Source organism: Haloferax sp. Atlit-10N, assembly GCF_003586325.1.
Lineage (GTDB): Archaea > Halobacteriota > Halobacteria > Halobacteriales > Haloferacaceae > Haloferax > Haloferax prahovense.
Genome location: NZ_PSYX01000001.1, coordinates 388,505 through 412,888, shown reverse-complemented (window position 1 = coordinate 412,888; position 24,384 = coordinate 388,505). Strand labels below are relative to the sequence as shown.

Sequence of the window (24,384 nt, the reverse complement as noted above, 5' to 3'; positions counted from 1 at the left end):
GATACGGAGCCGCTGTCGGAGAAAGCGGCGAATCTCACCGGGCGAGACGGGGCGCTAACACCGCCGACGACGTGTCAAACTCGAATCAGGCTATCTCGACCGGCCGGACAGCGCGCGTTCGGGACGTCCGCGCAGCCTAGACCCGCGGCTGTCCGGGCATCGAGAACGGGCGCTCCTGAGCGACAGCGGTCCGGCCGCTGACCCGAAGTTCGCTCGCGACGACAAACGCCAGCCCCCACACGACGAGCGCGACGGCCCACATCGTCCCCACGCTGGACACCTGCGTCGGGAAGACGAGTGAGACCGCGCCGAAGTAGACGGCGAGGCCGCCGGTCAGCCACGCGACGAAGCGGTGTCCGGGCGCGCCCGCGGCCGCGACGAGACCGAGCAAGAGGAGTCCGATTGCCATCGTCGTCATCTCCATGTAGTGGCCGGCGACGGCGTGAATGTCGCCGGTCGCTTGCAGACCGAACTGGTTGACTGCGAACGCGAGCACCGGGAGCGCCGCGACCGCGACGAGGCCGAGGAGCGCCGGACTGTAGTCGTCGCCGACCGAGATGACGTCCCGTCCCGCGGGGTGGAACAGTCCCATCAGGCCGGTGAGCACGAAGAAGGGAACGACCTCCTCGACCGGCCCGCCGCCGACGATAGTGCCGACGAGGACGAGCGTCGTCACGGCGAAGGCGACCTGCATGAGCGCGACCCGCTTCAGCGGGCGGTACAGTTGGCTCGCCACGCCGAGGATGATTATCCAGACGTTCGCCGCGATGACCATCAGGTGCAGGCGGTGTTCGGCGAGCACGTCGCCACCCGCACCCCAGCCGACGATGGCGAACGAAAGCAGTTCGCTGATGAAGACTGCCGCCATCCCCAGCGTCACGACCGCGAGCAAGTAAAAGGCGTACAGCCGAGCCTGACCGAACGTGGTCGACGAGTCCGCGGCGGCGTCCGGAGCGTCGTTACTACTGTGTGATTTGGTGTCAATTGACATGGTCCAGCAGAGAGTACGACGGCCGAGAGAATAACCGTTATTCGGGGGTTTCGGACCTGTTTCTCGGCAGGACGCTCAGCGGGTCGAGAGAGTTGAGCCGGACCGGGCGAAGGAGCGAAGTGCCGCGCGGGACAACGACCGGACGTGAAGGAGTTCGAGCGTAAACAGCTCTTGGAGCGCGTCAATCGGGAGGGTGCGACCGTCGGCACGCAGATTCCCGACCGCATCGAGGTCCAAGGCGAGGAGATAGACCTCAGAGAGTTCGTCTTCGAGATAAAGCGCCGCGACACCATTCCGTCGGGCGAGCGGGAGCGCGTCGACCAGGCGAAGCGGAACCTCCGCCGCGAGCGCCTCGAACGGCTCCAGCGAATCGAGGACAACGAGGTGAGCTACGACGAGGGTCGGCGGCTGGTCGAGGACATCGTCGGCATCGACCGGGCGCTGAACGCCCTCGAACAGCTTCGGCCGGTCGACCTCGAACAGGAAGAGACCCTCCAGAACGCCGCGGACCAGAAGCGCTGGATGAACTTCCTGAAGAAGGCGCTGGGCCGCGACGGCGGCAAGGGCAAACGGGGCGGCCGATGAGCCGAAACGACGAGATAGCGAGCCTGCTGGAGGAGTTCGCCGACCTGCTGGAGGCGAAGGACGTGGCCTACAAGCCGTCGAGCTACCGCCGCGCCGCCGAGAACGTCCGCGAGCATCCGAAGCCCGTCGAGGAACTCGCCGCGGAGGGCGAAGACGCGGTCCAAGAGATAGACCGCGTCGGCGACGCCATCGCCTCGAAAATCGTCGAGTACGTCGAGACGGGCCGCATCGAGGAATTGGAGGAGCTCCGCGCGGACCTCCCGGTTGACATGGCTGGGCTGACGAGCGTCGAGGGCGTCGGCCCGAAGACGGTCGGCAAACTGTACGAGGCACTCGGCGTCGCCGACCTCGACGACCTCGAAGCGGCCGCCCGCGACGGCAAGATACAGGAGGTCAAGGGGTTCGGCGCGAAGACCGAGGCGAACATCCTCGACGGCATCGAGTTCGCCCGCGAAGCGACCGGCCGCGAACTGCTGGGGAAGGCGCGACCCGTCGCCGACGACCTGCTCGCGTACCTCGGCGGCCACGACGCCGTCGGGAGGGTCGAACCCGCGGGGTCGATGCGGCGGTGGCGCGAGACAGTCGGCGACATCGACGTGCTCGCCGAGAGCGCCGACGCCGAGGCGGTCATCGACCGCTTCCTCGCGTGGGACCTCGTCGGCGACACCATCGAGGCGGGCGAGCAGAAGGCGAGCGTCCGGGTGAACGGGATGCGGGTCGACCTCCGCGTCGTCGACCCCGCGGAGTACGGCGCGGCGCTCCAGTATTTCACCGGGAGCAAGGACCACAACGTCCACCTCCGCAACATCGCCATCGACCGCGGCCTCAAGATGAACGAGTACGGGATGTTCGACATCTCCGACGTGGACGACCCCGATGACGGCCCGCGGGCCGGAGCCCGCGTCGCCGGCGACACCGAGGAGTCGATGTACGCCGCGCTCGACCTCCCGCTCGTCCCGCCGGAGATGCGCGAGGACACCGGCGAAATCGAGCGCGCCGCCGACGGCGACCTGCCCGACCTCGTCGCGGAGGGCGACCTCCGCGGCGACCTCCACACCCACACCGACTGGTCCGACGGCGACAACACGGTCGCGGAGATGGTCGCGGCCGCCGAGGAACGCGGGTACGACTACCACGCCGTCACCGACCACGCCACCGGCCCCGGCATGGTCGGCGGCGTCGGCGTCGAGGACGACGACCTGCTCGACCAGATTGACGAGGTCCGTGCCGTCGCCGACGACGCCGACATCGCGGTGTTCACCGGCGTCGAGGCCAACATCGACGCCGAGGGCGGCATCTCCGTCGCCGACGACGTGCTTGACCAACTCGACGTAGTGGTCGCCTCGCCCCACAGCGCGCTCGACCAGGACCGCGAGACGGCCACCGAACGGCTCGTCACCGCGATGGAGCACCCCGGGGTGGACATTCTCGGCCACCCGACCGGCCGGCTCATCAATCAGCGCCCCGGCCTGCCCCTCGACTACGAGCGACTCGCCGAGGCCGCCGTCGAAAACGGAGTCGCGCTCGAACTCAACGCCAGCCCGTACCGCCTCGACCTGAACGGCGAGGCGCTCAAAATCGCCGTCGAGGCGGGTGCAACCGTCGTCATCGACACCGACGCCCACCGACCGGCCGAACTTGACCACGCCCGCTACGGGGTCCACACGGCCCGCCGCGGCTGGGTCGAGACCGCGGACGTGTTGAACGCGCGGTCGGTCGAGGGACTGTCCGACTTCCTCGAGTGACCGACGACATCGGGTCAGACCACCCCGGCACGGTCGCCTCGGGCGTCGATAGGGCGGCACCCGGCGACACCGCGCTCCTCTTGGACGTGATGCTCGGCAAACTCGCCACCTACCTGCGGATGTGCGGCTACGACGCCGAATATGCGCTCGACAGCGAGGACGAGGCGGGTGATTCTGAAGGTAACCGCGACCCCCGAACCGACCCCGGCGACGACAGCCTGCTCGCACGAGCGGACGCCGAGAGGCGTGTTCTTCTCACACGCGACGTGCGACTGGCCGAGCGAGCCTCCCGGAGCGTCCTCCTCGCCGAACGGGAACCAATCGCGCAACTCCGCGAACTCGAATCGGTCGGCTTCGCGGTTTCGCTGGACGAGGAGCCGTCGCGGTGCGGCGCCTGTAACGGCCGCGTGGAGGCCGTCGGCCGCGACGAACCGGTCCCCGACTACGCGCCCGACCCGAAGGAGACGGCGCTGTGGCGGTGTCGCGACTGCGGGCAGGTGTTCTGGTGCGGGAGCCACTGGCGCGACGTGGAAGCGAGATTGGACGGCGGAGAACAGTAAGCGGTACGCGGTCGTCGGGTCGTCCGGGTTCGGCGGCGGGGGTCGTCCGGGTTCGGCGGCGGGGGTCGTCCGGGTTCGGCGGCGGGGGTCGTCCGGGTTCGGCGGCGGGGGTCGTCCGGGTTCGGCGGCGGGACTACTCGCGGCGGCGCGGGAACCACTCGTCGCAGGCTTCCATGTCCCGCATCATCTCGTCGTGGGCCGCACAGTAGGGCTTGAGTCCGTCGGAGGTGCGGACGTACTCGAAGTACGTGCAGTTGCCGCAGTAGCGGTCGCCGACCGTAGCGTTCGCCGGGCGGTCCGCGGCGGGGTGGTCGGCCGCGCCCGCCGGCGAGCGCTCCGATTCCGCCGACTGGACGGTGTCGACGCCGGACCGGCCCGTCGACGAGGCGTCGGGGGCGGGGGCGTTCGACCCGTCCGACGACGTCGAGGCCGAGGCCGATGGTTCGACGTCAAGCGGGGTGATGTCCTGCGTCGACGCGCCGCCGTCGGTCGCGCCGGCGTTCGGGTTGGCTCCGGCGGTCGACTGGTTCGTCTGCGTCTGGACGTCACCGTCGGGCGTGCCGCCGAGGAAACCGATGCCGCCGAGTCCGCCGCCGGACTTCTCGACTTCGACGACGCGGGTTTCTCCCTTCTTCGTCACCTGAACCGTGGCCGTGCCGCCGGGGTCGTTCCGCGTCTTGAAGTTGGCGACGCCGACGAACAGACACCAGAACGTCGTGAGCGTGCCGAAGAAGTAGACGGCGACGGTTTCGAGGGTGAGATCGGTGAGCCCGGCCCCGCAGGTCGCGCCGGTCCACTGACAGGGGTACGCGTGCGAGAAGAGCGCGACGCCGAGAACGGCGATGCTCGCTCCGATGAGCGACGCGGCGCGGGTTCGACGGCTCGCGGGGAGGACCGCGAGGACGCCGAGGAAGACGGCGGGGACGCCGATGCCTCCGAGGATGCCCCCGAGTTCGCGCGCTTCGCCGAGGGTCGCTCCACCAGACGTGTACACGTCGGTGGTCGCGACGACGATGCCCGCGACGACGAGCAACACGCCGAGGAGGAACCCCCCGAAGCCCAGGGACAGCCGTCGGAGACTCGGCCCGCCCCGGCCGCCGTGGTACGCCTCCGAAAGACTGGTCATGGCCCCGACTACGAAAGCAGCCCCTAAAACGATGCGTCAGACGATTGTCTGTTTCTCGACACGTCGCGGGCTGTCGATATCCGTGCGGCGGCTCGTTCGCCGCGCCGCGAGTGCGTCACGGTCGCATGCGAATCTCGAAGGGATTATCATGCGCGGTGGCTAACCCTCGCGCATGGCTGACGAGGAAGCAGACGAGGCACCCGCCGTCGAACTCGGTACGGGCGCGTCCGTCGAAGGTGCGCCTCTCGCGCGCGTCGCCTCCCGACTGACGTGGCCGCAAGAAAAGAGCAGCATCCTGAACAAAGAAGGCGACGCGGTCCTCCGCACGCCCGACGGTCCCCAGAGCCTCGAAGACGTGCTCGCCGAGGCCGACGAGACCTACTTCGAGACGCGACAGACCTTCGTCGACGACGTGCTCGACATCGTCGGCCGCGACCCCGTTCAGACGGAATAACGGTGTTGCGCCGCCGGCTCGCCCGCCTCCCGTGGCTCTACCGCGCCCTCATCGTCGGGGGCATCGTCGGGGCCGCGTGGAGTCTCTGGCCGCTTCCCGCCGGCGACCTCACCTACCGCGCGGTCCACGACGCCCTCCTGTTCATCCTCGTACCCGGAGCGCTCGCGCTCGCCCACGGTCGCAACCTCGGCTGGAACGTCGACCGGGCGGCGCTCCGCAACACGGTTCTCCTCGCGCTGTTCGTTCTCCCGTTTTACCTCGTCGGGTCGAGCCTCCCGTCGATTCGGGCCTACTACCCGATGTGGCACACCTCGACCGCCCTCGCCGACTTCCTCCCGCACGCAGCCCAGCAGTTGCTCGTCGTCGTCGCGGCCGAGACGTACTACCGCGGCCTGCTCTGCGTCGGCGTCCGCGAAATCGGCCGGAAGAGCGCGCTCATCAGCCCGGTGCTCTACGCGTTTCACCACGTCGGTAAGCCCCCGATAGAGATTCTCCTGTCGGCACCGACGGACGTGCTGTTCGGCCTCGTCGACTACGAGAGCGACTCGATTCTGCCCTCCATCGTCGCCCACGGCGGCGGGCTCATCCTCTTGGACTGGCTCGTGCTCCACCCGCCGCTGTTGCCGCCCGAGCAGGTCGCTTCGGCGCTCCAGTGGCTCCCGATTCCGCTATGAGCGACGGCGACGACCGCAAGGACGGGTCCGCGGCCGACGACGACGAGCCGTATCCGTCGCTCGGCCTCGCCCGCGGCACCGTGGAACTCGTCGCGCACGCCTCGCGCTGGCGCGAGGCGTACGAGCGCGAGGTCGAGCGCCTGCGACCACGACTCTGTGCCGCCGACGAGAACGGCGTCCGGTTCGAACACGTCGGAAGCACCGCAGTTCCGGGATTAGCCGCAAAGCCCATCCTCGACCTGCTCGTCCTCGTCTCCGACCTCGACGACGCCGGCGACGTTGCGCGGGCGCTCGAAGCCGCGGGCTACGAAGAACGACCCGACGACGACGTTCCCGACCGCCGGTTTTTTGTCCGCGGCCCGCCCGAGCGACGGACGCACTATCTCTCCGTGACCGAAGCCGGGAGCGACTGCCACCGCGAGCAGGTCACCTTCCGCGACGTCCTTCGCGCAGACGGCGACCTCGCGGCCGAGTACGAGCGACACAAGCGCAGGCTCGCCGAGGCGCACCCGGACGGCCGGAGTCGATACACGAACGCGAAGGCGTCGTTCGTCGAATCCGTGCTCGACGACGCCGCGTCGTGGGAAGGCGACGACTCGCTCGTGTAGGTCAAGCACACTACCATACCTTTTCCCCGACGGGGAGTCAACGGTGGGTCATGGCACTCCCAATCGACCCCAGCGCCATCAAACCGGAAGACATCGGCGAGGAGCGCGTCGTCCTCGAAATGGAACACGAGGCCGCAATCGAGCGCGTCCGCGAGGCCTTCACCGACGCCGGGTTCGGTGTCGCCACCGAATTTTCGCCCTCCGAGATGCTCAACGAGAAGGTCGACGCCGGCCGCGACCCCTACTACGTCCTCGGCGCGTGTAACCCGAACATGGCGGACCGCGCGCTCGACGCCACCGACAAGAAGATGGGCGGGCTCTTCCCGTGCAACGTGGTCATCTGGGAGGAGGAACCGGGCAAGCAGGTCGTCTACCACCTGAGCATCATGCGCGTCGCCCGGCTCATCGGTATCGCGCCCGACAACGACGAGATGGCAGACATCATCGCCGACACGGGCGAACTCGTCGAACAGGCGCTCGCCAACCTCGACGCGGCCGAGGCATAATCGAGGTCACCGAGCGTACCCAGCCGTCTCGAGTTATAACCCGTCTCGCGCGTCGACCGCGTCCGCGATGCGCTTGACGTCGCTTCGAATCTTGTACAGCAGGTAGAGCGCGACGAGCGCCGCGACCACGGGGAGGAGCGCGAAGATGCCGTAGATGAGGATGATGATGAGCAGTTCGGGACCGCCGGGTACCTGTAACGGGACCATGCAGGAACGTATTATCCGGCTGTCAAAATACGTTGCTCACGTGAAGTCGAAGATGTCGGTCTGGAGGCCGGCGGCCATCGTGGACTTCCGCCGGAGGTCCGCAAGCGACACCGGGAGGTACTCCGCCACGTCGCGGACGGCGTCGCCGAACGTCTCGGCGTCGGCCGTCTCGCCTTCGAAGGCGTGGCGGATGGACTCGCGTATCTGCCAGACGCCGACGGGTCCCCAGTAGTCGTCAGAGACGTGCCTGATGACGAGCGCCTTCGCCTGTCGGCCGCGCTCCTGGAGGTGTTCGAGAACGCCGAGTCGGGAGGCGTGGTACGCGCCGGCCGTCTCGTTCACGTAGCCGGTCCGGCCCTCGTAGCCCTCGCGGTCTGCCGCGAGGTACATCCCGGCCTCGGGGTCGGGGTTCCAGACGCTCCCCGGGGCTTTCAGCTCTATCAGTTCGAACTCCCAGCGCCCCGGTGCGAGGATGACCCAGAAGGCGTTGCCGATGAACTCGTTGCGGTAGATTTCGACGCCGTCGACGCTGTCAGCGTGTTTGACCTGTCCGCGGAGATACTGGCCGAGCGTGTCGTCGACGGCGGTGATGGACCACCGCGTCGGGACGAGTCGGCGCTGTTCGGTCTGGCCGAGCGCGCCCGCAGAGAGGATGGTGTTGATGTCGTACACGTCGAACCCGCGGCGGTAGAGGTACGTCATCGCGCCCTCGGCGTTCCAGTCGTCGTCTTCGAGCGTCTTTTTCACCAGTTTGGGAACGTGGGGGTTCTCCGCGAGGTCGGCGGAGCGGGCGCGGGCCCGCGGGCCGACGGGGGTCGCCACGTCGTCGGCGCTGGCGTCGAGGTCGAGAGACGGCTTCCCGTCGAGGCCGATTTCGACCGTCACGGGGCGGTCGGCGATGGCGACCTCGCGTTGCGTCCCGAGGAAGCCGTCCCACGAGTCGGCGACGTTCGTCACCTTCGTCCCGCGATTTGAGTTCAAAAGCGAGGTGCGCCGCTGGAACACGTCGTCGATGCTCACGCCCTCGTCGTACCACGCGGCGCTCGTCTCGAACGACGCCGCGTCCTCGTCGTGGCCGACCGGCGAGAGGATGCCCGTCGAGACGTTCGGGTAGTTCGACCGCCCGACGAAGATAGACGGGGAGACGCCGCCGTACAGCGAGTCTCCCTGCACCGTCTCCTCGAACCGGTCTTGGAACGTCTCGAGGTGGTCGAGGATGCCGTAGGACTTCTCCTCGGCGAGTCGCCGCCGCTCGGCGCGCTCGTCCCGCTCGATGTCCATGTACTCGTCGAGCCGCATTCACCGGACGTGGGTCGCCCGCGGGTATGAACCTTCGGCGACGCGTCCGGGGTCAGAAAGGGATGCGACTCGCGCGGGCGGGGCTCAGGTGTGGATGCCCATCGCTTCGATCTGCTCTTGGTAGCGGTTCCGGATGGTGACTTCCGTCACCTGCGCGACCTCGGCGACCTCGCGCTGGGTCTTCTTCTCGTTGCAGAGAAGCGAGGCGGCGTAGATTGCGGCGGCGGCGAAGCCGGTCGGCGACTTCCCGGAGAGAAGCCCCTGTTCCGCGGTCGTCTCGATAATCTCGTTCGCCTTCGACTGGACCTCCTTCGAGAGGTCGAGTTCGGACGAAAACCGCGGGACGTACTTCTTCGGGTCCACCGGCCGCATCTCCAGGCCGAGCTCCTGGGAGATGTAGCGGTACGTGCGCCCGATTTCCTTGCGCTCGACGCGAGACACCTCGGAAATCTCTTCGAGGGAACGAGGAATGCCCTCCTTCCGACAGGCGGCGTAGAGCGCCGAGGTGGCGACGCCCTCGATGGAGCGCCCGCGAATCAGGTCCTCGCTGAGCGCGCGGCGGTAGATGACCGAGGCGACCTCGCGGACCGACCGCGGGACGCCGAGCGCCGAGGCCATGCGGTCGATTTCGCTGAGGGCGAACTGGAGGTTGCGCTCGCCGGCGTCCTTGGTCCGGATGCGCTCTTGCCACTTGCGCAGGCGGTGCATCTGCGACCGCTTCTTCGAGGAGATAGAGCGGCCGTAGGCGTCTTTGTCCTTCCAGTCGATGGTCGTCGTCAGCCCCTTGTCGTGCATCGTCTGCGTGGTCGGCGCGCCCACGCGAGACTTGGACTGCCGCTCGGAGTGGTTGAACGCCCGCCACTCCGGGCCGGGGTCGATGCGCTCTTCTTCGATGATGATGCCGGTCTCTTCGTGAATCAATTCGCCGTCGCCGGTCCGAACGACCTCCTCGGGGTCGAGGTCGTCGAGGTCCAACTCCTCTTCTGATGTCTCGTCGTCCTGTGACTCGTCTCCCCATCGAGTCCGGTCGTGCTCACGCTCCCGCTGGCGGGTAGGCCGTTTCATCGCATTTATATATTGTCTATTTCCTTGCACTTCAACCTTTGGCGGGGTTCGTCGGAGTGTCGTCGTGCCCGCAGCGACGAACGGAGCGCCTTTACCGAATCACCGGTGAGGTGACGGTATGCCGACCGTCGAGTGCGACCCCGACGAAGCCCGAGGACGACTCGAAGCCGCGGGCGTGTCCGTCTCGCCCGGAAACACCGACCACGAGCGGTGGCGCGCCGAACGCGGCGACGCCAGCGCCGTCGCCTACGACGGGAAAGTCGTCGTACAGGGGTCGAGGCCGACGGACCTGCTCGCGCTCATCCAGCCGAAAGGCGGCCGCGCGCACGTCTACTTCGACGGCGCGAGCCGCGGGAACCCCGGCCCCGCGGCCATCGGGTGGGCTATCGTGACCAGCAACGGTATCGTCGCCGAGGGCTCGAAGCGAATCGGCGAGACGACCAACAACCGCGCGGAGTACGAGGCGCTCGTGGAGGCGCTGTCGGTCGCCGAGGAGTACGGGTACGACGAGGTCGACGTGCGCGGCGACTCCCAACTGGTCGTCAAGCAGGTCCGCGGCGAGTGGAAGACCAACGACCCCGGTCTGAGAGAGCGCCGCGTGAAGGCCCGAGAGCACCTGTCGACGTTCGACCGCTGGTCGCTGGAGCACGTACCGCGAGAGATAAACGACCGCGCCGACTCCCTAGCCAACGAGGCCCTCGACGATGCCTGAGTCAGAACTCCCCGAAGACGTGCTCTCTGAAGCAGAACGGCTGACGCGGCTGGCCCGCGACGCCGTGGACCCCGACGAGGCGGCGACGTACCGGTCCGTCCGCGACGAACTCGTGAGCGAACACGAGTTCCGCGCGCGACACCGCGAGGAAGACGACGTGTTGGTGCTCCACCCCGACGAGTGGGTCGACGACGACGGAATCGTCGACCCGGCGGAGATAGACGACGTCGACCGCGGAATCGAACGTGCACTGTCGGGGACTGGTGAGGACCACGAGTGGAGCGCGGTCGAAGAGCACAACGCGGCGTGCGTCGCGACCGTCGATGAGGAACACGGCGCGGACCACGCGGCGAACGCGCGGGCGTTCGCGGACTTCCTCGGAAACCACTACGTCCGACGAATCGAGACGGCCGGCGCTCCCGAAGTGCGCGAGTTCGTCGAAGAATATTATCCACGCAATGCGTGGACGACCGCGGAACAGCGGTCGTTGTTGCCGGAGTCGCTCGAGTTGCTCTTCGACGCCGCAGACGCCGAAGTGCCCGAATACAACTGAGCGAACCCCGCGGTTCGTGCGGTGTGTTCGGCCGATTACAGCTTGGCTTCGACGAGCGCCGAGACCATCTCGGCGCGCTCGTCGTCGGTGACGAACTTCGAGAGCATCCAGTCGAAGCGGTCGAGGACCGCCTGGAGGCCGTCGTCGGTCAGTTCGTACTGGTTCGTCCGCTTGTCGAGTTCGCTCTTTTCGACCAGCCCCATCTCGACGAGGTCGTCGAGGTTGGGGTACAGACGCCCGTGGTTGACCTCGGTGTCGTAGTACGATTCGAGGTGACGCTTGATAGCCAGGCCGTACATCGGTTCCTCGGCGAGAATGACGAGGATATTCTGTTGGAACGCGGTGAGGTCCCGAGCCGCACCGGATTTGTTGCCAATTGTTTGTGCCTCTGACATGCATATGGAAATGTCACCTTCCTATTTAAACTTTGTCAACGAGCAGTCTGTTTCGCCGTCATACGGAGGCCCATTATTCAAAGAAATTGGGGCGGAGCGCACACGAGTGCCGGGTATTGCACAGAGTCGGGTCACGGCGATAAAGCGAAGACGACGGAGAGTCGCCGATCGGGCATACCCGGGGAATATCTCAGACGCATAGGGGTAGCGTCGTGGGATTCTGTGAGGAATACCTCTACATGTAGAGGGGTTCGAAGCGGCCGACGGAACCCGGATGACAGCGATACGAGACCAATCCCGAAAGGACTTTTGCCCGCATCGAGGATGGGTTCGGTATGGTGAACCTCTGGGAAGACATGGAGACCGGCCCCGACGCGCCGGACGAAATCTACGCAGTTGTCGAGTGTCTCAAAGGCGAGCGCAACAAGTACGAGTACGACAAGGACATCCCCGGCGTCGTCCTCGACCGCGTGCTCCACTCCAACGTCCACTACCCGTCGGACTACGGCTTCATCCCGCAGACGTACTACGACGACGAGGACCCCTTCGACGTGCTCGTCCTCGTCGAGGACCAGACGTTCCCCGGCTGCGTCATCGAGGCCCGCCCGGTCGCGCTCATGAAGATGGACGACGACGGCGAGCAGGACGACAAGGTCATCGCGGTCCCCATCGAGGACCCCCGCTACGACCACATCGAGGACCTCGAAGACATCCCGCAGCAGACGCTCGACGAGATTGACGAGTTCTTCGCGACCTACAAGAACCTCGAGGCCGGCAAGGAAGTCGAGACGCTGGGCTGGGAGGACAAGCAGGCCGCAAAGGACGCCATCGAACACGCGATGGACCTCTACGAAGAGAACTTCGCGTAAGCGACTCCACCGCGCGCTTTTTTCGACACCGCCGTCGAGCGAGAGCGTTGCCGCCGGTCGCGGCGTCGACTCCCGAGACGCGTCCGACGGAAACCGACCAGCGTCGGCGACGCGGATACCCGACAGTTATCGCCGGCGCATCGACCGATAAATTATGCGCATGGGTAATCTTTAGTTCCTGTGCCGGGTACGTCGAGACGAGTATGGCAGCCAAGCAACCCCGTCTCGGGCTTCAGCACCCGACCGTCGTCCCCACGAACTTCACGCCCGCCGACGAGGCGGACGAAGACGCCGAGGAAGCGTCCTCCGAAGACGCGTAACCCCGAATTTCCCGCGCAACGACCGCCGAGCGCGACACGATGTCTACGCCGACGACAGCCACGCGGCCGCCTCTGACAGATGGGGCGACCCACCGACCGAAGCGACGAAACACCTGAATCTATCACTCGTTCGCTGTATGTTCACACTCCACATCCATGAGGGAACCCCTTTTTATCTCGCCGCTGTAAGGCGTTGGTAATGCCTATCTGCGACGTGTGCGGCAAGGACGAGAGTCTGCCGTACCGCTGTTCACGGTGTGGCGGGACGTTCTGTTCCGAACACCGCCTCCCCGAGAACCACGATTGCGCGGGGCTCTCCGACTGGGACGACCCCGCTGGCGTCTTCGATAGCTCTTTCGACGATTCCGTAAACAACGAAGGCGGCCGCAGCGGCGGACTGTTGAGTTCGCTCACGGGCGCCGGCGGCGTGCTCGGCTACTTCCGCGGGAACGTCACGTACCTGTTCCTCGCGCTGATGTGGCTCACGTTCTTCGCCCAGCTCGTCTTGGAGCAGTTCCTCGGCCTCCCCTCCCTCTCGATTAACGCGTTCTACCTCACGAGCATTCACCCCGAGTACGTCTGGACGTGGGTCACCTCGATATTCGCCCACGGCGGCTTCTACCACATCGTCGGCAACTCCATCGTGCTGTTCTTCTTCGGCCCGCTGGTGGAGCGCTACGTCGGGTCGCGGAAGTTCGCGGCGCTGTTCCTCGTCAGCGGGATGCTCGCCGGACTCGCGCAGGTCGGCTCGTCGATGCTCCTGTCGCCGGGAAGCGTGAGCGCCGTCGTCGGCGCGAGCGGTGCCATCATGGCCGTCCTCGGCGTCCTGACGGTCCTCAACCCGGGGCTGAAGATTTACCTGTACTTCATCATCCCGGTGCCGCTGTGGCTGTTCACGCTCGGATTCGCCGGCATCTCGGTGTTCTTCTTCGTCAGCCAGAGCGCCGACGGCATCGCCCACTTCGCGCACCTCATCGGTCTCGTCATCGGCCTCGCCTACGGCCAGCGGGTGAAGGGCCAACGGAAGGTCCCCTCGCAGCTCTCGCTCGGCGGGCGCGGTCCCGGCGGTCCCGGCGGCCCCGGCCGCGGCCGGTTCTGAGATGCGTCCGGCCCGCCCCGAACTCGCGCCGCGCCCCGGCCTCTCGCGCGACGAGATGGAGTCGCTCCAGCGCCGCGTCGCCGAGGCCGCCGTCTTCGAGGACGACCTCCCGTTCGACCCGACGCGCGTCTCGCTCGCCACCCCGGAGACGGAAAACGAGACGCTCACGGACGCGATAGTACCCGGCGGTGACGCCGACTCGCCACCGCCGCTCGTCGCCGGCATCGACCAGTCGTTTCTGGACGACCGCGCGCTGAGCGCCGTCGTCGTCCTCCGCGGCGGCGAGGTGGTCGAGCGCGTCCACGCCGTCTCCGACCTCGATTTGCCCTACGTCCCCGGCCTGCTCTCGTTCCGCGAGGGCGGCCCCATCCTCGACGCACTCGCCGAACTCGACTGCGACCCAGACCTGCTCGTCTTCGACGGGTCGGGGCGAATCCACTTCCGACAGGCCGGCCTCGCCACCCACCTCGGCGTCATCTGCGACGCGCCGAGCATCGGCGTCGCCAAGTCTCTCCTCTGCGGGACGCCGGACGAAGACGTGGACGGCCGGCCGGAGGGCTGGCGAACGCCGATTCGCGCCGACGACTCGGTCGACCCCGTCGGCGGCCACCCCGCCGGCCCCGAGACGACCATCGGCTACGCCTTCCAGTCGCGGCAGTACGACTCGCGGCCCATCGTGAACCCGCTGTACGTCAGCCCCGGCCACCGCCTCTCTGCGGCCACGACCGTCGACCTCGTCTCCCGGCTCTCGGGGCAGTACAAGCTCCCCGAACCGACTCGGTTGGCCGACGCCTACGCCGACGAGGCGAAGGCGCAGTACGAAGACTGAGCGGAGGCCAATCGTGGCGAACCGCGAACACTTAACAGCGCGCGGTTCGACCTACCGACGTGCATCAAAAGACGGTCCTCATCACCGGTTGCTCCTCGGGAATCGGGCGCGCGACGGCGCTCGACTTCCTCGACGAGGAGTGGGAGGTTTACGCCACCGCCCGGAACCCTGCCGACATCGAGACGCTGGGGGAGCGCGGCGCGAACATCGCGACGCTCGACGTGACCGACCAGGGGGACGTCGACCGCGTGGTCGACCGCATCACCGACGAGCAGGGCCGAATCGACTGCCTCGTCAACAACGCCGGCTACGGCCAGATGGGCCCCGTCGAGGACGTGCCGACCGAGAAGGTCCACGACCAGTTCGACGTGAACGTCTACGGCCCCCACCGGCTCATCCGCGCCGTGTTGCCTCACATGCGCTCGCAGGGCGACGGCACCATCGTCAACGTCTCCAGCGTCGTCGGCCGCGTCGCCTTCCCCGGCACCGGCGTCTACGCCGGCTCGAAGTTCGCCGTCGAGGCGATGACCGACGCGCTCCGCACCGAGGTCGAGGAGTACGGTATCGACGCCGTCCTCATCGAACCCGGTCCGGTCGAGACGCAGTTTTCGAACCGCGTGGACGACGAGGTCAACGGCAACGGAGAGGACGCCGACGGCCTCGACCGCTCCGGCGCGTACGAGAAGCTCTACAAGCTGTTCGACGACTCGCAGGCGCTCGGCGGCGACGGTCCCGGCGCGATTCCGCCCGAGCGCGTCGCAGAAGACATCGTCAACGCCGCGAGTTCGACCAAGCCGCGGGCGCGCTACCAGCCCGGAACCGTCGCCCGCGTCGGCGTCCTCGCGCGCTTCCTGCCCGACGCGTGGCGCGACGCGCTCTACGGCTTCGCTCGCAAGCTTCCCTGAACCCGTCGCGGTCGGCCCGCGAAGGCGTTCTTCTCGGCGTTACTTCAGACAGGTCGCGACGACCCGGAGGGCGTCTTCGCCCTGTACCTGTTCTGCGAGCAGCGGCACCCGCTTCACGTCGCGGCCGCGGAAGAGGTTCGTCGCCGAGCGGAGCGCGTCCTGTTGGACCTGCCAGCGGCGCTGACAGAAGCCGCAGTTCTCCAGGTCGGGCGACTCTATCCACTTGGGGTCGACGTCGGCCACGTCCTCGACGGACTCCATCACGCGGTTGACGACGAGCGTCTGGACGGGGATGCCGAACTCGTCGAGCCGCGAGACGAGGCGCTTCGACTCCACGACGCTCATCTCCTCGGGAATCATGACGACACGGAAATCGGTCCGCGTCGGGTCGCGGAGGACCGCGCGCAGGCGCTCGATGCGCTCGCGGAGGTCGTCGAGGTCCGCCATCCCGGCCTGCGGGTCGTCGGGGCCGCCGCCGAACATCCCCTTGAGGTTGTCCATCATGCCGGAGAAACGCTGGCGCATGCGGGCGATGCGACCGAGCATGGAGTCCATCAGTTCGGGGAGTTCGAGCAGGCGGAGCGTGTGGCCCGTGGGCGCGGTGTCGACGACGACGCGGTCGAACCGCGGGTCGTCCATGTATTCGAGGAGCTGCTGCATCGCCGCGGCCTCGTCCGCGCCGGGCATCGGGCCGCCCATCCCCATCGGGCCGTCGCCGCCGAGGAGGTCCTCGAAGCCGCCCATTCCACCGCCCATCCCACCGAACGGGGAGTCCGAGTCGCCGCCGGCGAAGGGGTTGTCGTCGTCGTACTCGCCGGTCTCGAAGTCGGTCTCGTCGTCGAAGTCCTCGCTCGAGCCGTCGCCGCCGGCGAACGGCCCTTCCATGACCGCGTCGGGGTCGATTTCGGCCGCGTAGAGGGGAATCTCCTCGCGGATCCGAGTCGGCTTGTCGGGGACCGGCACGCCGAGCGTGTCGGACAGAGAGTGCGCGGGGTCCGTGGAGACGACGAGCGTCGCGGTGCCGTCGGCCGCGCTGGCGAGCGCCGTCGCCGCGGCCATCGTGGTCTTTCCGACGCCGCCCTTGCCGCCGTAGAGGACGTAATCCGGGGCGTCGATGCCCTCGGGGAGGTCTTCGGTGTCGGTCGAGGTGACCTCGTCTGGGTCGGTGACTTCCACCTCGATTTCGGCCGGCCCGTCGTCGCCGGCGTCGTCGTCTTCGTCGGCGTCGGGTCGCTCCGTCGGCTCAACGTCGATGTCCATGTCGGACCCGACACCGCGGGGCTTTGTGTACTTCTCGGTCTCGGAACCGCCGGTGGACTTTTGTCCCGCCGCATCGGTTCCGACCGCGACGCCAGCCCCGGCGGTGACCTCCCCGACCGCTTTTTGTCCCGACCGCCCGTCGTCGGTCGTATGCGCGAGTTCGCATCCGACCCGCCCGAGGAGGTCCGCGTCGGCGACGCCCTCCGCGAGGCGGACCACACCGTCGCGGTCGCGGAGTCCTGTACGGGTGGCCTCGTCGGGTCGCTCCTGACCGACGTGCCCGGCTCCAGCGACTACTTCGACCGCTCGCTCGTCACCTACTCCTACGACGCCAAGCGCCACGAACTGGCGGTCTCGCGGGAGTCGCTCGACGAACACGGCGCCGTCTCCGAGCCCGTCGCCCGCGGGATGGCCGCCGGCGTCCGCGACGTGGCCGACGCGACGTGGGGGCTCGCAACGACGGGTATCGCCGGGCCGGAGGGCGGACTCCCCGGCAAGCCGGTCGGGACCGTCTTCGTCGGCGTCGCCTTCGCCGCGCCGTGGGGCTCCGGCGACTCGTACGCCCGCGTCGAGCGCTTCGAGTACGACGGGTCGCGGACGCAGGTGAAAGAACAGATTGCGCGCGGGGCGCTGGCGCTCCTCCGCGAAGAAATCGAGTCCGCCACGACCGGCTGAGTCGGTCGCACGGCCGCTGTCGGTCGGTTCCGTGGGAAAGCTTTGTATCCCGCCAGACCAGTCTGCATCCATGAACAAGAAGGGACACGTGCTCAACGCCATTCTGTTGGCGCTCGGGCTCGGCGTCATCCTCACCGTGGACCCGCGGTCGTTCGAACCGACGGTCGACTCGGCGTTCCTCCTCGCCCAGAAAATCGGCCAGTTGTCGCTGCCCGTCGTCCTCGGGGCGCTGTTCCCCGACGTGGACACCGCCTTCGGCAAGCACCGCAAGACGCTCCACAACCTCCCGGTGCTGGCGATATTCCTCGCGTTCCCGCTCGTCTTCGGCAACCTCCACTTCGTCTGGATCGGCGTCGCCACCCACTACGTCCTCGACATGGTCGGCTCGAAGCGCGGCATCGCGCTGTTCTACCCGCTGTCGCCGCAGGAGTACGACCTGCCGACCGGCGTGGCGACGAGTTCGAAACACGCCGACGCGGTGACCGTCGTCGTCACGGTCGCCGAACTCGGCGTCCTCGCGGGCGTCCACTACTACCTCTTTTCGCTCGACGTGTCCCTCGCGGACGCCGCGGCGACGTTCACCGCGGTGGTCTGAGGGCGGGGCGGCCGCGATGCTGGCGCGTTCGGACGCGCTCGAAAAACTATTTTGCGAGACTCAGTAGACGCTCACGTCGTCGAACCGACCGTCGTAGGCGATGTGGCTCGGATGCGTCGGCTCCATCCCCGAAAGCAGGAGTCGGTCGACTTTCCCCCACGAGTTCTCGTAGCCGAGGTGGGCGAACTCGGCCGCGCCGCGGAGCGCGTGGGAGACTCCTGTGCGGCGGACGACCCGGCGTTCCGCCCCCTCGCGGAGCGCGGTGACGAGGTCGGCCTCGGAGTCGATGTCGCGGTCGAACTCGGTCCACGCCTCGCCGACGGTGCCGTGGAGGTGCGCGTAGGACGACGCGAACCCCGGCAGCCCCGTCTCGCGGGCGATGTCGCGCCCGCGGCGGTTGTCCCGCGGCAAGGACTTCGTGTTGTACGTCTCGACAGCGTCGATGTCGTCGCGGCGGGCGGCCACGTCCTCGGCGGTGAGGCTCACCGTCAGGAACTCGGGGTGCGGGACGAGCGTCGCCGCGTCCTGCCGGTCGAACTCGGCGAAGGCCCCGTCGAGGGTGATGAAGTCGGGCACGGGGTCCGAGAGGCCGACCACGAGGACGTGTTTCCGGTCGCGCCACGACCCCGTGAACACCTCGCGGGCGGGGACGACGAGCAGGTCGTCGTCCGAAAAGCGCGCCGCGCGGGCGCGGATGTCTGGCAGGCGAACGAAGTGCGGCGCGTAGACGAGCACGTCGATACCGCGGGCTTTCGCGCGCGAGACGACCCGCTCGTCGAGAATCTTCACGTGCATATCGACCCGCGTCGTCGTGGTCGCGCTCACACGATACGGTCGGGTCAGCCACCAGTTAGTGGTTGCTATTTGTCGAACGCCGGGCGGTCGAAGAAACGGTTTTGTCGCTCACGTCCGTCGGTGGGAACATGTCCCGGTGGAAGTGCGGAATCGAAGGGTGTGACGGTCGGTTCGAAGACGCGGAAAGCGCGGTCATCCACCAGACGGTGGAACACGAGCGCCACGAGTGCAAGGTGTGCGGGACCATCGTGCCCGAGGGCTACTTCGCGATTCGACACGCCTTCGACGAGCACACCCGCGCCGAGTTCGTCCGCGCGTACGACGCCGACTCCTCCGCGGTCCGCATCCGCGAGGACGTGAAAGACGCCGTCGAGGCGGACGCAGACCTCAACAGCGTCGTCGAGACGCTCCGCGAGCAGGGCGCGCTGTAGACAGAGCGACGAAACGTCGGAGGTCGCGGTGGGACGCGACACGGTCGCGCGAGACGGTCTCGTCGGTGACTGTCGGGGGACATGGGAGTCGCCGGGAGGGTGGATGCCGCCGGGGGACGCGGCGCTCGTCGCGCGCGGTGAGTCGAGCCGAAACTGAGAGAGAAAAGAGCCCTCGTCGGGGCGGACGCTTACCGCTCTTCGGAGTCGAGGACGCGAATCTGGTCCCCGCGGACGGTGACCGGAATCGGGACCGTCGCCTCGTACAGTTCGACGGTGACCTGGTCTTTCGTCTCGTCGATGCGCTGGACGCGCGCCTTCTCGCCTTTGAACGGGCCGGCGATGAGTTCGACGATGTCGCCCTCCGCGATACCCTCCACGTCCGGCGTCGGCGAGAGGAAGTGTTCGACTTCGGCCATGCTGGAGGTGCCGACCGCGCCGCCGCTCTCGACGAGACCTCGGGCGTGCGGAATCTCCTCGAGGACGCGCGTGACAATACCGTCGTCGTCGGCCTCGACCATCACGTAACTCGTGAGCGAGTCGGGCGCGAGGACGGCGTGAATCTGTTCGAATTCCTTCGTCGCAATCATGTCCGCGACCGTTTGCTCCTGACGAGCGGTGGTCTTTACCGCGAAGATGGGCATCTCAGACCCCTCCGGGGAGGAAGCTCATGACCGCGAAGATGATGAAACCGAGCAGTCCGACGAGGAAGATACCCGCGCCAGCGATTTTGGAGATCTGGGAGAACTCCTGCCAGGACGGGGTGCTCGCGAGTTTCAACACGCGAACGTAGCTGTTCAGGTCGTACTTAACGTCCATGTTGCTGGGGCCTAAGGCGTCGGGCTTTTTCTATCTATTGATGCACCGTCGAGCCGAATTCGGTCTCGAAGGCGAGTGAGAACGCCGAATCCGGCGGAGTGACGCCACTACGCGGAACGCGAGGGGAGGAGAACGGAGGGCATCCGGACCGCGAGAGCGGTGGACGCGTTCCCGGCCGCGTCGCCGACGACGGCGACTACTCGACGTAGTCGATGTCTTCGAGACGGCCTTCGGCCTGCGCCTGCACCTCGCCGTTTCGGCCGTAGATTTGGGGCGACTCGACGCCGGTGACGACGATCATCGTCCGCATCATGCCTTCGAGTTCGTCGTCGACGGAGGTCCCCCAGATGATGCGCGCGTCGGGGTCGATGCGGTCGTAAATCTCCTCGACGACGCCCTCGGCCTCCTCGATGCTCATGTCGGAGCCGCCGGTGACGTTGACGAGCGCGGAGTTCGCGCCGGAGATGTCCACGTCGAGAAGCGGCGAGCGGAGGGCAGACTTGACGGACTCTTGGGCCTTGGACTCGGAGTCGGACTCGCCGAGACCGATCATGGCGACGCCGCCGCGCTCCATGACCGTCTTCACGTCGGCGAAGTCGAGGTTGACGAGACCGGGCTTGGTGATGAGTTCGGTGATACCCTTGACCGAGCGCATCAGCACCTCGTCGGAGACCTTGAACGCCTGACGGACCGGGAGCTTCCCCACGGCGTCGAGCAGGCGGTCGTTCGGGACGACGATGACCGTGTCAGAAACGTCGCGGAGGCGTTCGAGACCGGCTTCGGCGTTGGTTCGTCGCACCTCGCCTTCGGCCGTGAACGGCGTCGTGACGATGGCGATGGTGAGCGCGCCCGACTCGCGGGCCGCCTTGGCGACCACGGGGGCCGAACCGGTGCCGGTGCCGCCGCCGAGCCCGGCGGTGACGAACACCATGTCGGAGCCCTCGATGGCGTCGTAAATCTCCTCTTGGGATTCGAGAGCGGCTTCCTCGCCGACCTGCGGGAGCGAGCCCGCGCCGCGACCCTGGGTCTTCTGTTCGCCCATGAGAATCTTCGTGTCGGCACCGATTTCCACGAGGTGCTGCACGTCGGTGTTAGCGGCGACGAGCTTCGCCCCCTTGATTCCCTCCTCGTGCATCCGGTTGACGGTGTTCCCGCCGGCACCGCCGCACCCGACCACCGTGATGTTGGTCTGGAGGTCTTTGAGAACCGCTTTCAGTTCGTCGTCAGTCATCGTCCCGGACCGGTTGATGTTGGTCGAGTCGTCGACCTGAACCGACTCATCCCCCATGTCCTCGGCCTCGGCCTCGTCAATTGCGTCGCCGACGATAGAGTCCATATTTATGGAGACGGTTTACGGAGGACGACTAATTATCTTTCCCCCTTCCGTCAGACATCTGTCCGACGAGCCGCCGATTCGTGCCGAAACGTGACATGAGAGCCCGCGGCACAGGACGGTTCACGGGGCGAATCGGCCGGCCGCGCTCCGCCGGGGCTCACACGACGAACTCGATGAGTCGTTCTTTCGATACCTCTTCGGGCGCGACGGTCTCGCCGTCGATTTCGACCGGCTGCCCGGCCGAGAGCTTGCCGAACGCCGGCCCTTCGGGGACGCCAAACTCGCGTGCGGCGGCGGGGTCGAACGCCCGAACCGTCGCCGTGACCGCCCCGTCTTCGCGGACCACGCTGTCGTATTTCTCGCGCAGCACGTCGCAGAGCCGCGACGCGAGTTCGTCGTAGCCGTCGCCCGCGACGGCGGCGCGACCCACCGCGCGCGCGCCGCCCTCGGTCGTGTGGAAGGCGACGGTGGTCTCGCGGACGGCGTCGAGCGCGGCGTCGAGGTCGATGCCCTGCGCCTCGCCGAGCAGGCCGTCGGGGAGCGAGACGACCTCGTAGTCGTCGGCGTCGATTCGCGCGCCGAACCGGAGCCCCTCCTCGACGGTCGTGACGTCGGCTTCGAGGGCGGCAACGCGGTCGAGGGGGACGCCCGCGGTCTCGCGGACCCACGTCTCGGAGACGACCCGGAACCCCTCGGCTTCGAGGGCGGCCGCGAGGTCGTCGCGGTCGCCGTCGACCAGCGCGAGGTCGGCCGCGGAGGCCTCGAACGCCCGGCGGAGCACGTCGCGGTTGTTCTCGGGCGCGCCCATCGCCTTGAGCTGCCAGTCGGCGGCGATGTGGCCGACGCGCCAGTCGGTCTCGCGGAGGACGCGCTCGAACCGCGGGGCGTAGTGGCCGCCGCCGAAGCCGACGAGCTGGCGGTCCGCGTCGGGCGCGACGCCTTCGATGTCGAGAACGGCCGCCGCGACGGCGCGGGCTCCCTCGGGGTCACCCCACTGCTCTTCGTCGCTCCCGAGCTCGACGAACATCGAGGGGACCGTCGGCTCGGTCGGGCCGTGGTGGGTCGCCTCGATGCCGACCTCGTAGTCGTCGGGCGCACGCTCGCGGAGCGCCTCGATGACGGCGCGCTGGGCGTTGGGGCACGCGCGGGCGAACCGCCCCGGCTCGCCGCCGTAGTCGGCGGGGCCGAAGTTCCCGGTGAAGTGCGCGGTCAGGAGCGCGCCGGTCTCGCCGGCGTGCCGGGAGACGACGACGACGAGGTCGAGGTCGGCGTCGAACGCCTCGGCGGGGTCGTCGAGGTCGATGTGTAGGTCGTCGAACTCCCGGAGTTCGAAGCCGTCCCGGGAGAAGACGGTGCCGCCGCCGTCGGCGTCGGGTCGGTCCCCGTCGGTCCGTTCGTCCCAGTCGGCGAGTTCGAGCAGGTGCTCGCCGATGTGAACCGATGCGCTGTCGGCGCGGCTGACGACGATTCCAATCACGATACGAGGGTCGCCGAGGTCGGCGAAAAGGGCGTCGGAAGCGGCGAGGGGAACCGGTCAGTCTTCGACCGCGGCCGGAATCTCGTTCGCGCCGTAGTCGCCGCGAACGCGTCGAACGGAGAGCTTTGCCACCGCGGCGAGTTGCTCGCGCCGCCGGACGAAAAGCGTTGTTCCGACGACCAGATAGACGACGGAGAAGCCGATGAGCGAGGTTGCGCCGTCGAAGGTGACCGCGCCGAGTCCCGGAATCGGGAGCGTGAGCGCCAGTCCGGTGACGGAGTAGACGAACTGTGCCAAGAAGAGCCCGAGCAGGGCGACCGCCTCGCGGAGGCTGATGGAGAACGTGATGAGGATGGCGATGGCGAAGTAGCTCTGGGCGGCCGTCAGCCAGAGTTCGCCCATCTGGTGGGTGTCGAGCGGAAGCGGCCCGTAGTAGCCGAGCGAGAGGCTGTAGACGAGCACGAGCGTCCCGATGAGGAGCGTCCACTGGTTGAGCTTCGAGGAGATGAGCGCGTTGAAGCCGGCGGTCGACCGCGCCTTGTTGACGAGGTAGGCCACGACGATGAGTTCGGGGCTCTCGCTCGCCAGCGGCGCGACCCACTGAATCATCAGGAACGACGGGATGCCGACCGACTTCCCGAGGGCTTCGAGGCCGTGAGCGAACGGCTCGACGGCGACGAGGATGACGATGCCCGAGAAGACGAACAGCGAGAGGGTCGTGGCGATGCGCTTGGGTTTCCGGTACGACTGGAGGTACGCGGGCACGCCGATTTGCTCTTCGTCCTCGTGCGGCGAGTTCATCGCCACGAAGATGTACGCGACGTAGAGTCCGACGAGGACGAACATGTCGACCGCGCCGATTCCCGCCCCGAGCGGGACGAAGAAGGCGAACACGGTCGCGGCGAAGAGAAACAGAATCTCCGTCGCGATGCCGTGGTCGAGTCGGACCACGTCCGCGAGGAAGCCGGGACGAGACTCGACCGCCTCGTCGCCGGTGTCACGGGCGCGATAGACGGTGAAGAGCGCGATTGCGGACCAGCCGATGCCGATGAGGATGCGGTTCGCGCCGGTCATGTTGGCGACCGCGAGGCTCGCGGCCTCGGCCGATTCGGGGGAGCCGGGGTTGATGCCGGCTTCCCACGCGTAGAGGGCGTCAACGGCGTATTCGGGGGCGACCGCGAGCACCGCGAGGATGGCGAGAGCGAACGCCCGCGGCACGTCGGCCTCGGCGGTCTCCGCGCCCCACGCGAGGAGGAACGAGGCCCCGAGAACGGCGATACCGCTGAGGGCGACGGTGACGCCGGTCGCGAGGTCAACGCCGAACACCGTGTGGAGGCCCAGCCACGGGACCGTCAGAAGTGCGGCTCCGAACACCGCGGTCAGCGGATGGCTGAGTCGTCGTCGTCCCATCGTGGCTACAAGACCGAAGCCGAAGCCGGTAGCTCTTGTGTTTCAAAATCGGCCCGAGACGGGCGCGAGAGACGGTCGAAATCGCCC

The 24,384-nt window shown here is 67.6% G+C and carries 29 protein-coding genes; 16 read left to right on the top strand and 13 right to left on the bottom strand.

What is annotated here, in order from left to right:
• Positions 1-136: 136 nt before the first annotated feature.
• Positions 137-991: a hypothetical protein gene (locus C5B91_RS02200; protein ID WP_049968139.1), complete on the bottom strand. Its 855-nt coding sequence runs from the start codon at positions 989-991 to the stop codon at positions 137-139.
• A 144-nt stretch (positions 992-1,135) separates the two neighbouring features.
• Between C5B91_RS02200 and C5B91_RS02195 the strand changes: the two genes are divergently transcribed.
• From C5B91_RS02195 to C5B91_RS02185, 3 genes are read left to right on the top strand one after another with little or no spacing between them, the layout of a single operon-like run.
• Positions 1,136-1,576 carry a DUF5788 family protein gene (locus C5B91_RS02195; protein ID WP_008092161.1) on the top strand — a complete coding sequence of 147 codons (441 nt, stop codon included), beginning with the start codon at positions 1,136-1,138 and terminating at the stop codon, positions 1,574-1,576.
• Positions 1,573-3,321 (top strand): DNA polymerase/3'-5' exonuclease PolX, encoded by a 1,749-nt coding sequence (gene polX, locus C5B91_RS02190; RefSeq protein WP_008092159.1) that lies wholly within the window; start codon positions 1,573-1,575, stop codon positions 3,319-3,321. The genes C5B91_RS02195 and polX overlap by 4 nt, the downstream gene beginning before the upstream one ends.
• The gene (locus C5B91_RS02185; protein WP_008092157.1) at positions 3,318-3,881 is read left to right on the top strand and encodes a Mut7-C RNAse domain-containing protein; all 564 of its coding nucleotides are present in this window, start codon (positions 3,318-3,320) and stop codon (positions 3,879-3,881) included. Before polX ends, C5B91_RS02185 begins: the two co-directional genes overlap by 4 nt.
• 133 nt (positions 3,882-4,014) lie before the next feature.
• Here the strand turns inward: C5B91_RS02185 and C5B91_RS02180 are convergent, their stop codons facing one another.
• Positions 4,015-5,007, bottom strand: coding sequence for a hypothetical protein (locus C5B91_RS02180; RefSeq protein ID WP_008092155.1), 993 nt, complete (start codon positions 5,005-5,007; stop codon positions 4,015-4,017).
• A 172-nt stretch (positions 5,008-5,179) separates the two neighbouring features.
• Between C5B91_RS02180 and C5B91_RS02175 the strand changes: the two genes are divergently transcribed.
• Genes C5B91_RS02175 through C5B91_RS02160 form a run of 4 tightly spaced genes read left to right on the top strand, consistent with a single transcriptional unit; the run spans position 5,180 to position 7,249 of the window.
• Positions 5,180-5,461 carry a DUF5789 family protein gene (locus C5B91_RS02175; RefSeq protein WP_008092153.1) on the top strand — a complete coding sequence of 94 codons (282 nt, stop codon included), beginning with the start codon at positions 5,180-5,182 and terminating at the stop codon, positions 5,459-5,461.
• A 2-nt stretch (positions 5,462-5,463) separates the two neighbouring features.
• Complete coding sequence (locus tag C5B91_RS02170; protein WP_049913373.1) at positions 5,464-6,135, top strand: type II CAAX prenyl endopeptidase Rce1 family protein; 672 nt, start codon at positions 5,464-5,466, stop codon at positions 6,133-6,135.
• On the top strand, positions 6,132-6,743 hold the full coding sequence (locus tag C5B91_RS02165) for a GrpB family protein (protein WP_008092149.1): 612 nt from the start codon (positions 6,132-6,134) through the stop codon (positions 6,741-6,743). The genes C5B91_RS02170 and C5B91_RS02165 overlap by 4 nt, the downstream gene beginning before the upstream one ends.
• Before the next feature lie 50 nt (positions 6,744-6,793).
• The gene (locus C5B91_RS02160) at positions 6,794-7,249 is read left to right on the top strand and encodes a DUF302 domain-containing protein (protein ID WP_004972792.1); all 456 of its coding nucleotides are present in this window, start codon (positions 6,794-6,796) and stop codon (positions 7,247-7,249) included.
• 33 nt (positions 7,250-7,282) lie between these two features.
• Here the strand turns inward: C5B91_RS02160 and C5B91_RS22265 are convergent, their stop codons facing one another.
• The 3 genes from C5B91_RS22265 to C5B91_RS02150 form a co-directional block, all read right to left on the bottom strand.
• Positions 7,283-7,456, bottom strand: coding sequence for a hypothetical protein (locus tag C5B91_RS22265; RefSeq protein ID WP_008092147.1), 174 nt, complete (start codon positions 7,454-7,456; stop codon positions 7,283-7,285).
• A 36-nt stretch (positions 7,457-7,492) separates the two neighbouring features.
• On the bottom strand, positions 7,493-8,755 hold the full coding sequence (gene nreA / locus C5B91_RS02155; RefSeq protein ID WP_115819033.1) for a DNA repair protein NreA: 1,263 nt from the start codon (positions 8,753-8,755) through the stop codon (positions 7,493-7,495).
• Positions 8,756-8,839: 84 nt separating this feature from the next.
• Positions 8,840-9,820 carry a transcription initiation factor IIB family protein gene (locus C5B91_RS02150; RefSeq protein WP_042663705.1) on the bottom strand — a complete coding sequence of 327 codons (981 nt, stop codon included), beginning with the start codon at positions 9,818-9,820 and terminating at the stop codon, positions 8,840-8,842.
• Between the two features lie 118 nt (positions 9,821-9,938).
• Between C5B91_RS02150 and rnhA the strand changes: the two genes are divergently transcribed.
• Positions 9,939-10,532: a ribonuclease HI gene (gene rnhA, locus C5B91_RS02145; protein ID WP_008092144.1), complete on the top strand. Its 594-nt coding sequence runs from the start codon at positions 9,939-9,941 to the stop codon at positions 10,530-10,532.
• The gene (locus C5B91_RS02140; protein WP_008092142.1) at positions 10,525-11,085 is read left to right on the top strand and encodes a hypothetical protein; all 561 of its coding nucleotides are present in this window, start codon (positions 10,525-10,527) and stop codon (positions 11,083-11,085) included. The genes rnhA and C5B91_RS02140 overlap by 8 nt, the downstream gene beginning before the upstream one ends.
• A gap of 35 nt (positions 11,086-11,120) precedes the next feature.
• Here the strand turns inward: C5B91_RS02140 and C5B91_RS02135 are convergent, their stop codons facing one another.
• On the bottom strand, positions 11,121-11,480 hold the full coding sequence (locus C5B91_RS02135) for a PadR family transcriptional regulator (protein WP_008092140.1): 360 nt from the start codon (positions 11,478-11,480) through the stop codon (positions 11,121-11,123).
• A gap of 335 nt (positions 11,481-11,815) precedes the next feature.
• Here C5B91_RS02135 and C5B91_RS02130 point away from each other — a divergent pair, with 335 nt between their 5' ends.
• The 4 genes from C5B91_RS02130 to C5B91_RS02115 all read left to right on the top strand — a co-directional run bounded on the left by C5B91_RS02130 (position 11,816) and on the right by C5B91_RS02115 (position 15,502).
• The gene (locus C5B91_RS02130) at positions 11,816-12,349 is read left to right on the top strand and encodes an inorganic diphosphatase (RefSeq protein ID WP_004972805.1); all 534 of its coding nucleotides are present in this window, start codon (positions 11,816-11,818) and stop codon (positions 12,347-12,349) included.
• 519 nt (positions 12,350-12,868) lie between these two features.
• Positions 12,869-13,768 (top strand): rhomboid family intramembrane serine protease, encoded by a 900-nt coding sequence (locus C5B91_RS02125; protein WP_115819032.1) that lies wholly within the window; start codon positions 12,869-12,871, stop codon positions 13,766-13,768.
• A 1-nt stretch (position 13,769) separates the two neighbouring features.
• Positions 13,770-14,597 carry an endonuclease V gene (locus C5B91_RS02120; RefSeq protein ID WP_115819031.1) on the top strand — a complete coding sequence of 276 codons (828 nt, stop codon included), beginning with the start codon at positions 13,770-13,772 and terminating at the stop codon, positions 14,595-14,597.
• Between the two features lie 59 nt (positions 14,598-14,656).
• Entirely contained in the window at positions 14,657-15,502 is an 846-nt protein-coding gene (locus C5B91_RS02115) for an SDR family oxidoreductase (protein WP_049968135.1), read from the top strand.
• Between the two features lie 39 nt (positions 15,503-15,541).
• Here C5B91_RS02115 and C5B91_RS02110 read toward each other — a convergent pair whose 3' ends face one another.
• Positions 15,542-16,762 carry an ArsA family ATPase gene (locus C5B91_RS02110; protein ID WP_049913397.1) on the bottom strand — a complete coding sequence of 407 codons (1,221 nt, stop codon included), beginning with the start codon at positions 16,760-16,762 and terminating at the stop codon, positions 15,542-15,544.
• A 150-nt stretch (positions 16,763-16,912) separates the two neighbouring features.
• On the opposite strand from C5B91_RS02110, the gene C5B91_RS02105 reads away from it, so the two are divergent.
• Both C5B91_RS02105 and C5B91_RS02100 read left to right on the top strand, forming a co-directional pair.
• On the top strand, positions 16,913-17,437 hold the full coding sequence (locus tag C5B91_RS02105; RefSeq protein WP_115819030.1) for a CinA family protein: 525 nt from the start codon (positions 16,913-16,915) through the stop codon (positions 17,435-17,437).
• Between the two features lie 70 nt (positions 17,438-17,507).
• Entirely contained in the window at positions 17,508-18,032 is a 525-nt protein-coding gene (locus C5B91_RS02100; RefSeq protein ID WP_008092128.1) for a metal-dependent hydrolase, read from the top strand.
• A 60-nt stretch (positions 18,033-18,092) separates the two neighbouring features.
• Here the strand turns inward: C5B91_RS02100 and C5B91_RS02095 are convergent, their stop codons facing one another.
• Positions 18,093-18,857, bottom strand: coding sequence for a PHP-associated domain-containing protein (locus C5B91_RS02095; protein ID WP_199514414.1), 765 nt, complete (start codon positions 18,855-18,857; stop codon positions 18,093-18,095).
• Between the two features lie 98 nt (positions 18,858-18,955).
• Between C5B91_RS02095 and C5B91_RS02090 the strand changes: the two genes are divergently transcribed.
• A complete protein-coding gene (locus C5B91_RS02090; protein WP_049905009.1) occupies positions 18,956-19,258 on the top strand; it encodes a hypothetical protein in 303 nt (100 codons plus the stop codon).
• Positions 19,259-19,446: 188 nt separating this feature from the next.
• Here C5B91_RS02090 and C5B91_RS02085 read toward each other — a convergent pair whose 3' ends face one another.
• The 5 genes from C5B91_RS02085 to C5B91_RS02065 all read right to left on the bottom strand — a co-directional run bounded on the left by C5B91_RS02085 (position 19,447) and on the right by C5B91_RS02065 (position 24,261).
• Positions 19,447-19,899: a transcription elongation factor Spt5 gene (locus C5B91_RS02085; RefSeq protein WP_004044218.1), complete on the bottom strand. Its 453-nt coding sequence runs from the start codon at positions 19,897-19,899 to the stop codon at positions 19,447-19,449.
• Position 19,900: 1 nt separating this feature from the next.
• Positions 19,901-20,074 carry a protein translocase SEC61 complex subunit gamma gene (locus C5B91_RS02080; protein WP_004044219.1) on the bottom strand — a complete coding sequence of 58 codons (174 nt, stop codon included), beginning with the start codon at positions 20,072-20,074 and terminating at the stop codon, positions 19,901-19,903.
• A gap of 196 nt (positions 20,075-20,270) precedes the next feature.
• Positions 20,271-21,410: a cell division protein FtsZ gene (gene ftsZ, locus C5B91_RS02075; RefSeq protein WP_004972824.1), complete on the bottom strand. Its 1,140-nt coding sequence runs from the start codon at positions 21,408-21,410 to the stop codon at positions 20,271-20,273.
• 157 nt (positions 21,411-21,567) lie between these two features.
• Positions 21,568-22,887: a D-aminoacyl-tRNA deacylase gene (locus tag C5B91_RS02070; protein ID WP_008092122.1), complete on the bottom strand. Its 1,320-nt coding sequence runs from the start codon at positions 22,885-22,887 to the stop codon at positions 21,568-21,570.
• A 57-nt stretch (positions 22,888-22,944) separates the two neighbouring features.
• Positions 22,945-24,261: a Na+/Ca2+-exchanging protein gene (locus C5B91_RS02065; protein ID WP_008092118.1), complete on the bottom strand. Its 1,317-nt coding sequence runs from the start codon at positions 24,259-24,261 to the stop codon at positions 22,945-22,947.
• Between the last annotated feature and the right edge of the window lie 123 nt (positions 24,262-24,384).

Coding starts and splice junctions, on each gene's coding strand:
- C5B91_RS02175 (WP_008092153.1), top strand. CDS start 5,180: ATGGCTGACGAGGAAGCAGACGAGGCACCCGCCGTCGAACTCGGTACG.
- C5B91_RS02200 (WP_049968139.1), bottom strand. CDS start 991: ATGTCAATTGACACCAAATCACACAGTAGTAACGACGCTCCGGACGCC.
- rnhA (WP_008092144.1), top strand. CDS start 9,939: ATGCCGACCGTCGAGTGCGACCCCGACGAAGCCCGAGGACGACTCGAA.
- C5B91_RS02160 (WP_004972792.1), top strand. CDS start 6,794: ATGGCACTCCCAATCGACCCCAGCGCCATCAAACCGGAAGACATCGGC.
- polX (WP_008092159.1), top strand. CDS start 1,573: ATGAGCCGAAACGACGAGATAGCGAGCCTGCTGGAGGAGTTCGCCGAC.
- C5B91_RS02085 (WP_004044218.1), bottom strand. CDS start 19,899: ATGCCCATCTTCGCGGTAAAGACCACCGCTCGTCAGGAGCAAACGGTC.
- C5B91_RS02105 (WP_115819030.1), top strand. CDS start 16,913: ATGCGCGAGTTCGCATCCGACCCGCCCGAGGAGGTCCGCGTCGGCGAC.
- C5B91_RS02110 (WP_049913397.1), bottom strand. CDS start 16,762: ATGGACATCGACGTTGAGCCGACGGAGCGACCCGACGCCGACGAAGAC.
- C5B91_RS02135 (WP_008092140.1), bottom strand. CDS start 11,480: ATGTCAGAGGCACAAACAATTGGCAACAAATCCGGTGCGGCTCGGGAC.
- C5B91_RS02130 (WP_004972805.1), top strand. CDS start 11,816: ATGGTGAACCTCTGGGAAGACATGGAGACCGGCCCCGACGCGCCGGAC.
- C5B91_RS02150 (WP_042663705.1), bottom strand. CDS start 9,820: ATGAAACGGCCTACCCGCCAGCGGGAGCGTGAGCACGACCGGACTCGA.
- C5B91_RS02090 (WP_049905009.1), top strand. CDS start 18,956: ATGTCCCGGTGGAAGTGCGGAATCGAAGGGTGTGACGGTCGGTTCGAA.
- C5B91_RS02080 (WP_004044219.1), bottom strand. CDS start 20,074: ATGGACGTTAAGTACGACCTGAACAGCTACGTTCGCGTGTTGAAACTC.
- C5B91_RS02140 (WP_008092142.1), top strand. CDS start 10,525: ATGCCTGAGTCAGAACTCCCCGAAGACGTGCTCTCTGAAGCAGAACGG.
- nreA (WP_115819033.1), bottom strand. CDS start 8,755: ATGCGGCTCGACGAGTACATGGACATCGAGCGGGACGAGCGCGCCGAG.
- C5B91_RS22265 (WP_008092147.1), bottom strand. CDS start 7,456: ATGGTCCCGTTACAGGTACCCGGCGGTCCCGAACTGCTCATCATCATC.
- C5B91_RS02180 (WP_008092155.1), bottom strand. CDS start 5,007: ATGACCAGTCTTTCGGAGGCGTACCACGGCGGCCGGGGCGGGCCGAGT.
- ftsZ (WP_004972824.1), bottom strand. CDS start 21,410: ATGGACTCTATCGTCGGCGACGCAATTGACGAGGCCGAGGCCGAGGAC.
- C5B91_RS02125 (WP_115819032.1), top strand. CDS start 12,869: ATGCCTATCTGCGACGTGTGCGGCAAGGACGAGAGTCTGCCGTACCGC.
- C5B91_RS02165 (WP_008092149.1), top strand. CDS start 6,132: ATGAGCGACGGCGACGACCGCAAGGACGGGTCCGCGGCCGACGACGAC.
- C5B91_RS02120 (WP_115819031.1), top strand. CDS start 13,770: ATGCGTCCGGCCCGCCCCGAACTCGCGCCGCGCCCCGGCCTCTCGCGC.
- C5B91_RS02100 (WP_008092128.1), top strand. CDS start 17,508: ATGAACAAGAAGGGACACGTGCTCAACGCCATTCTGTTGGCGCTCGGG.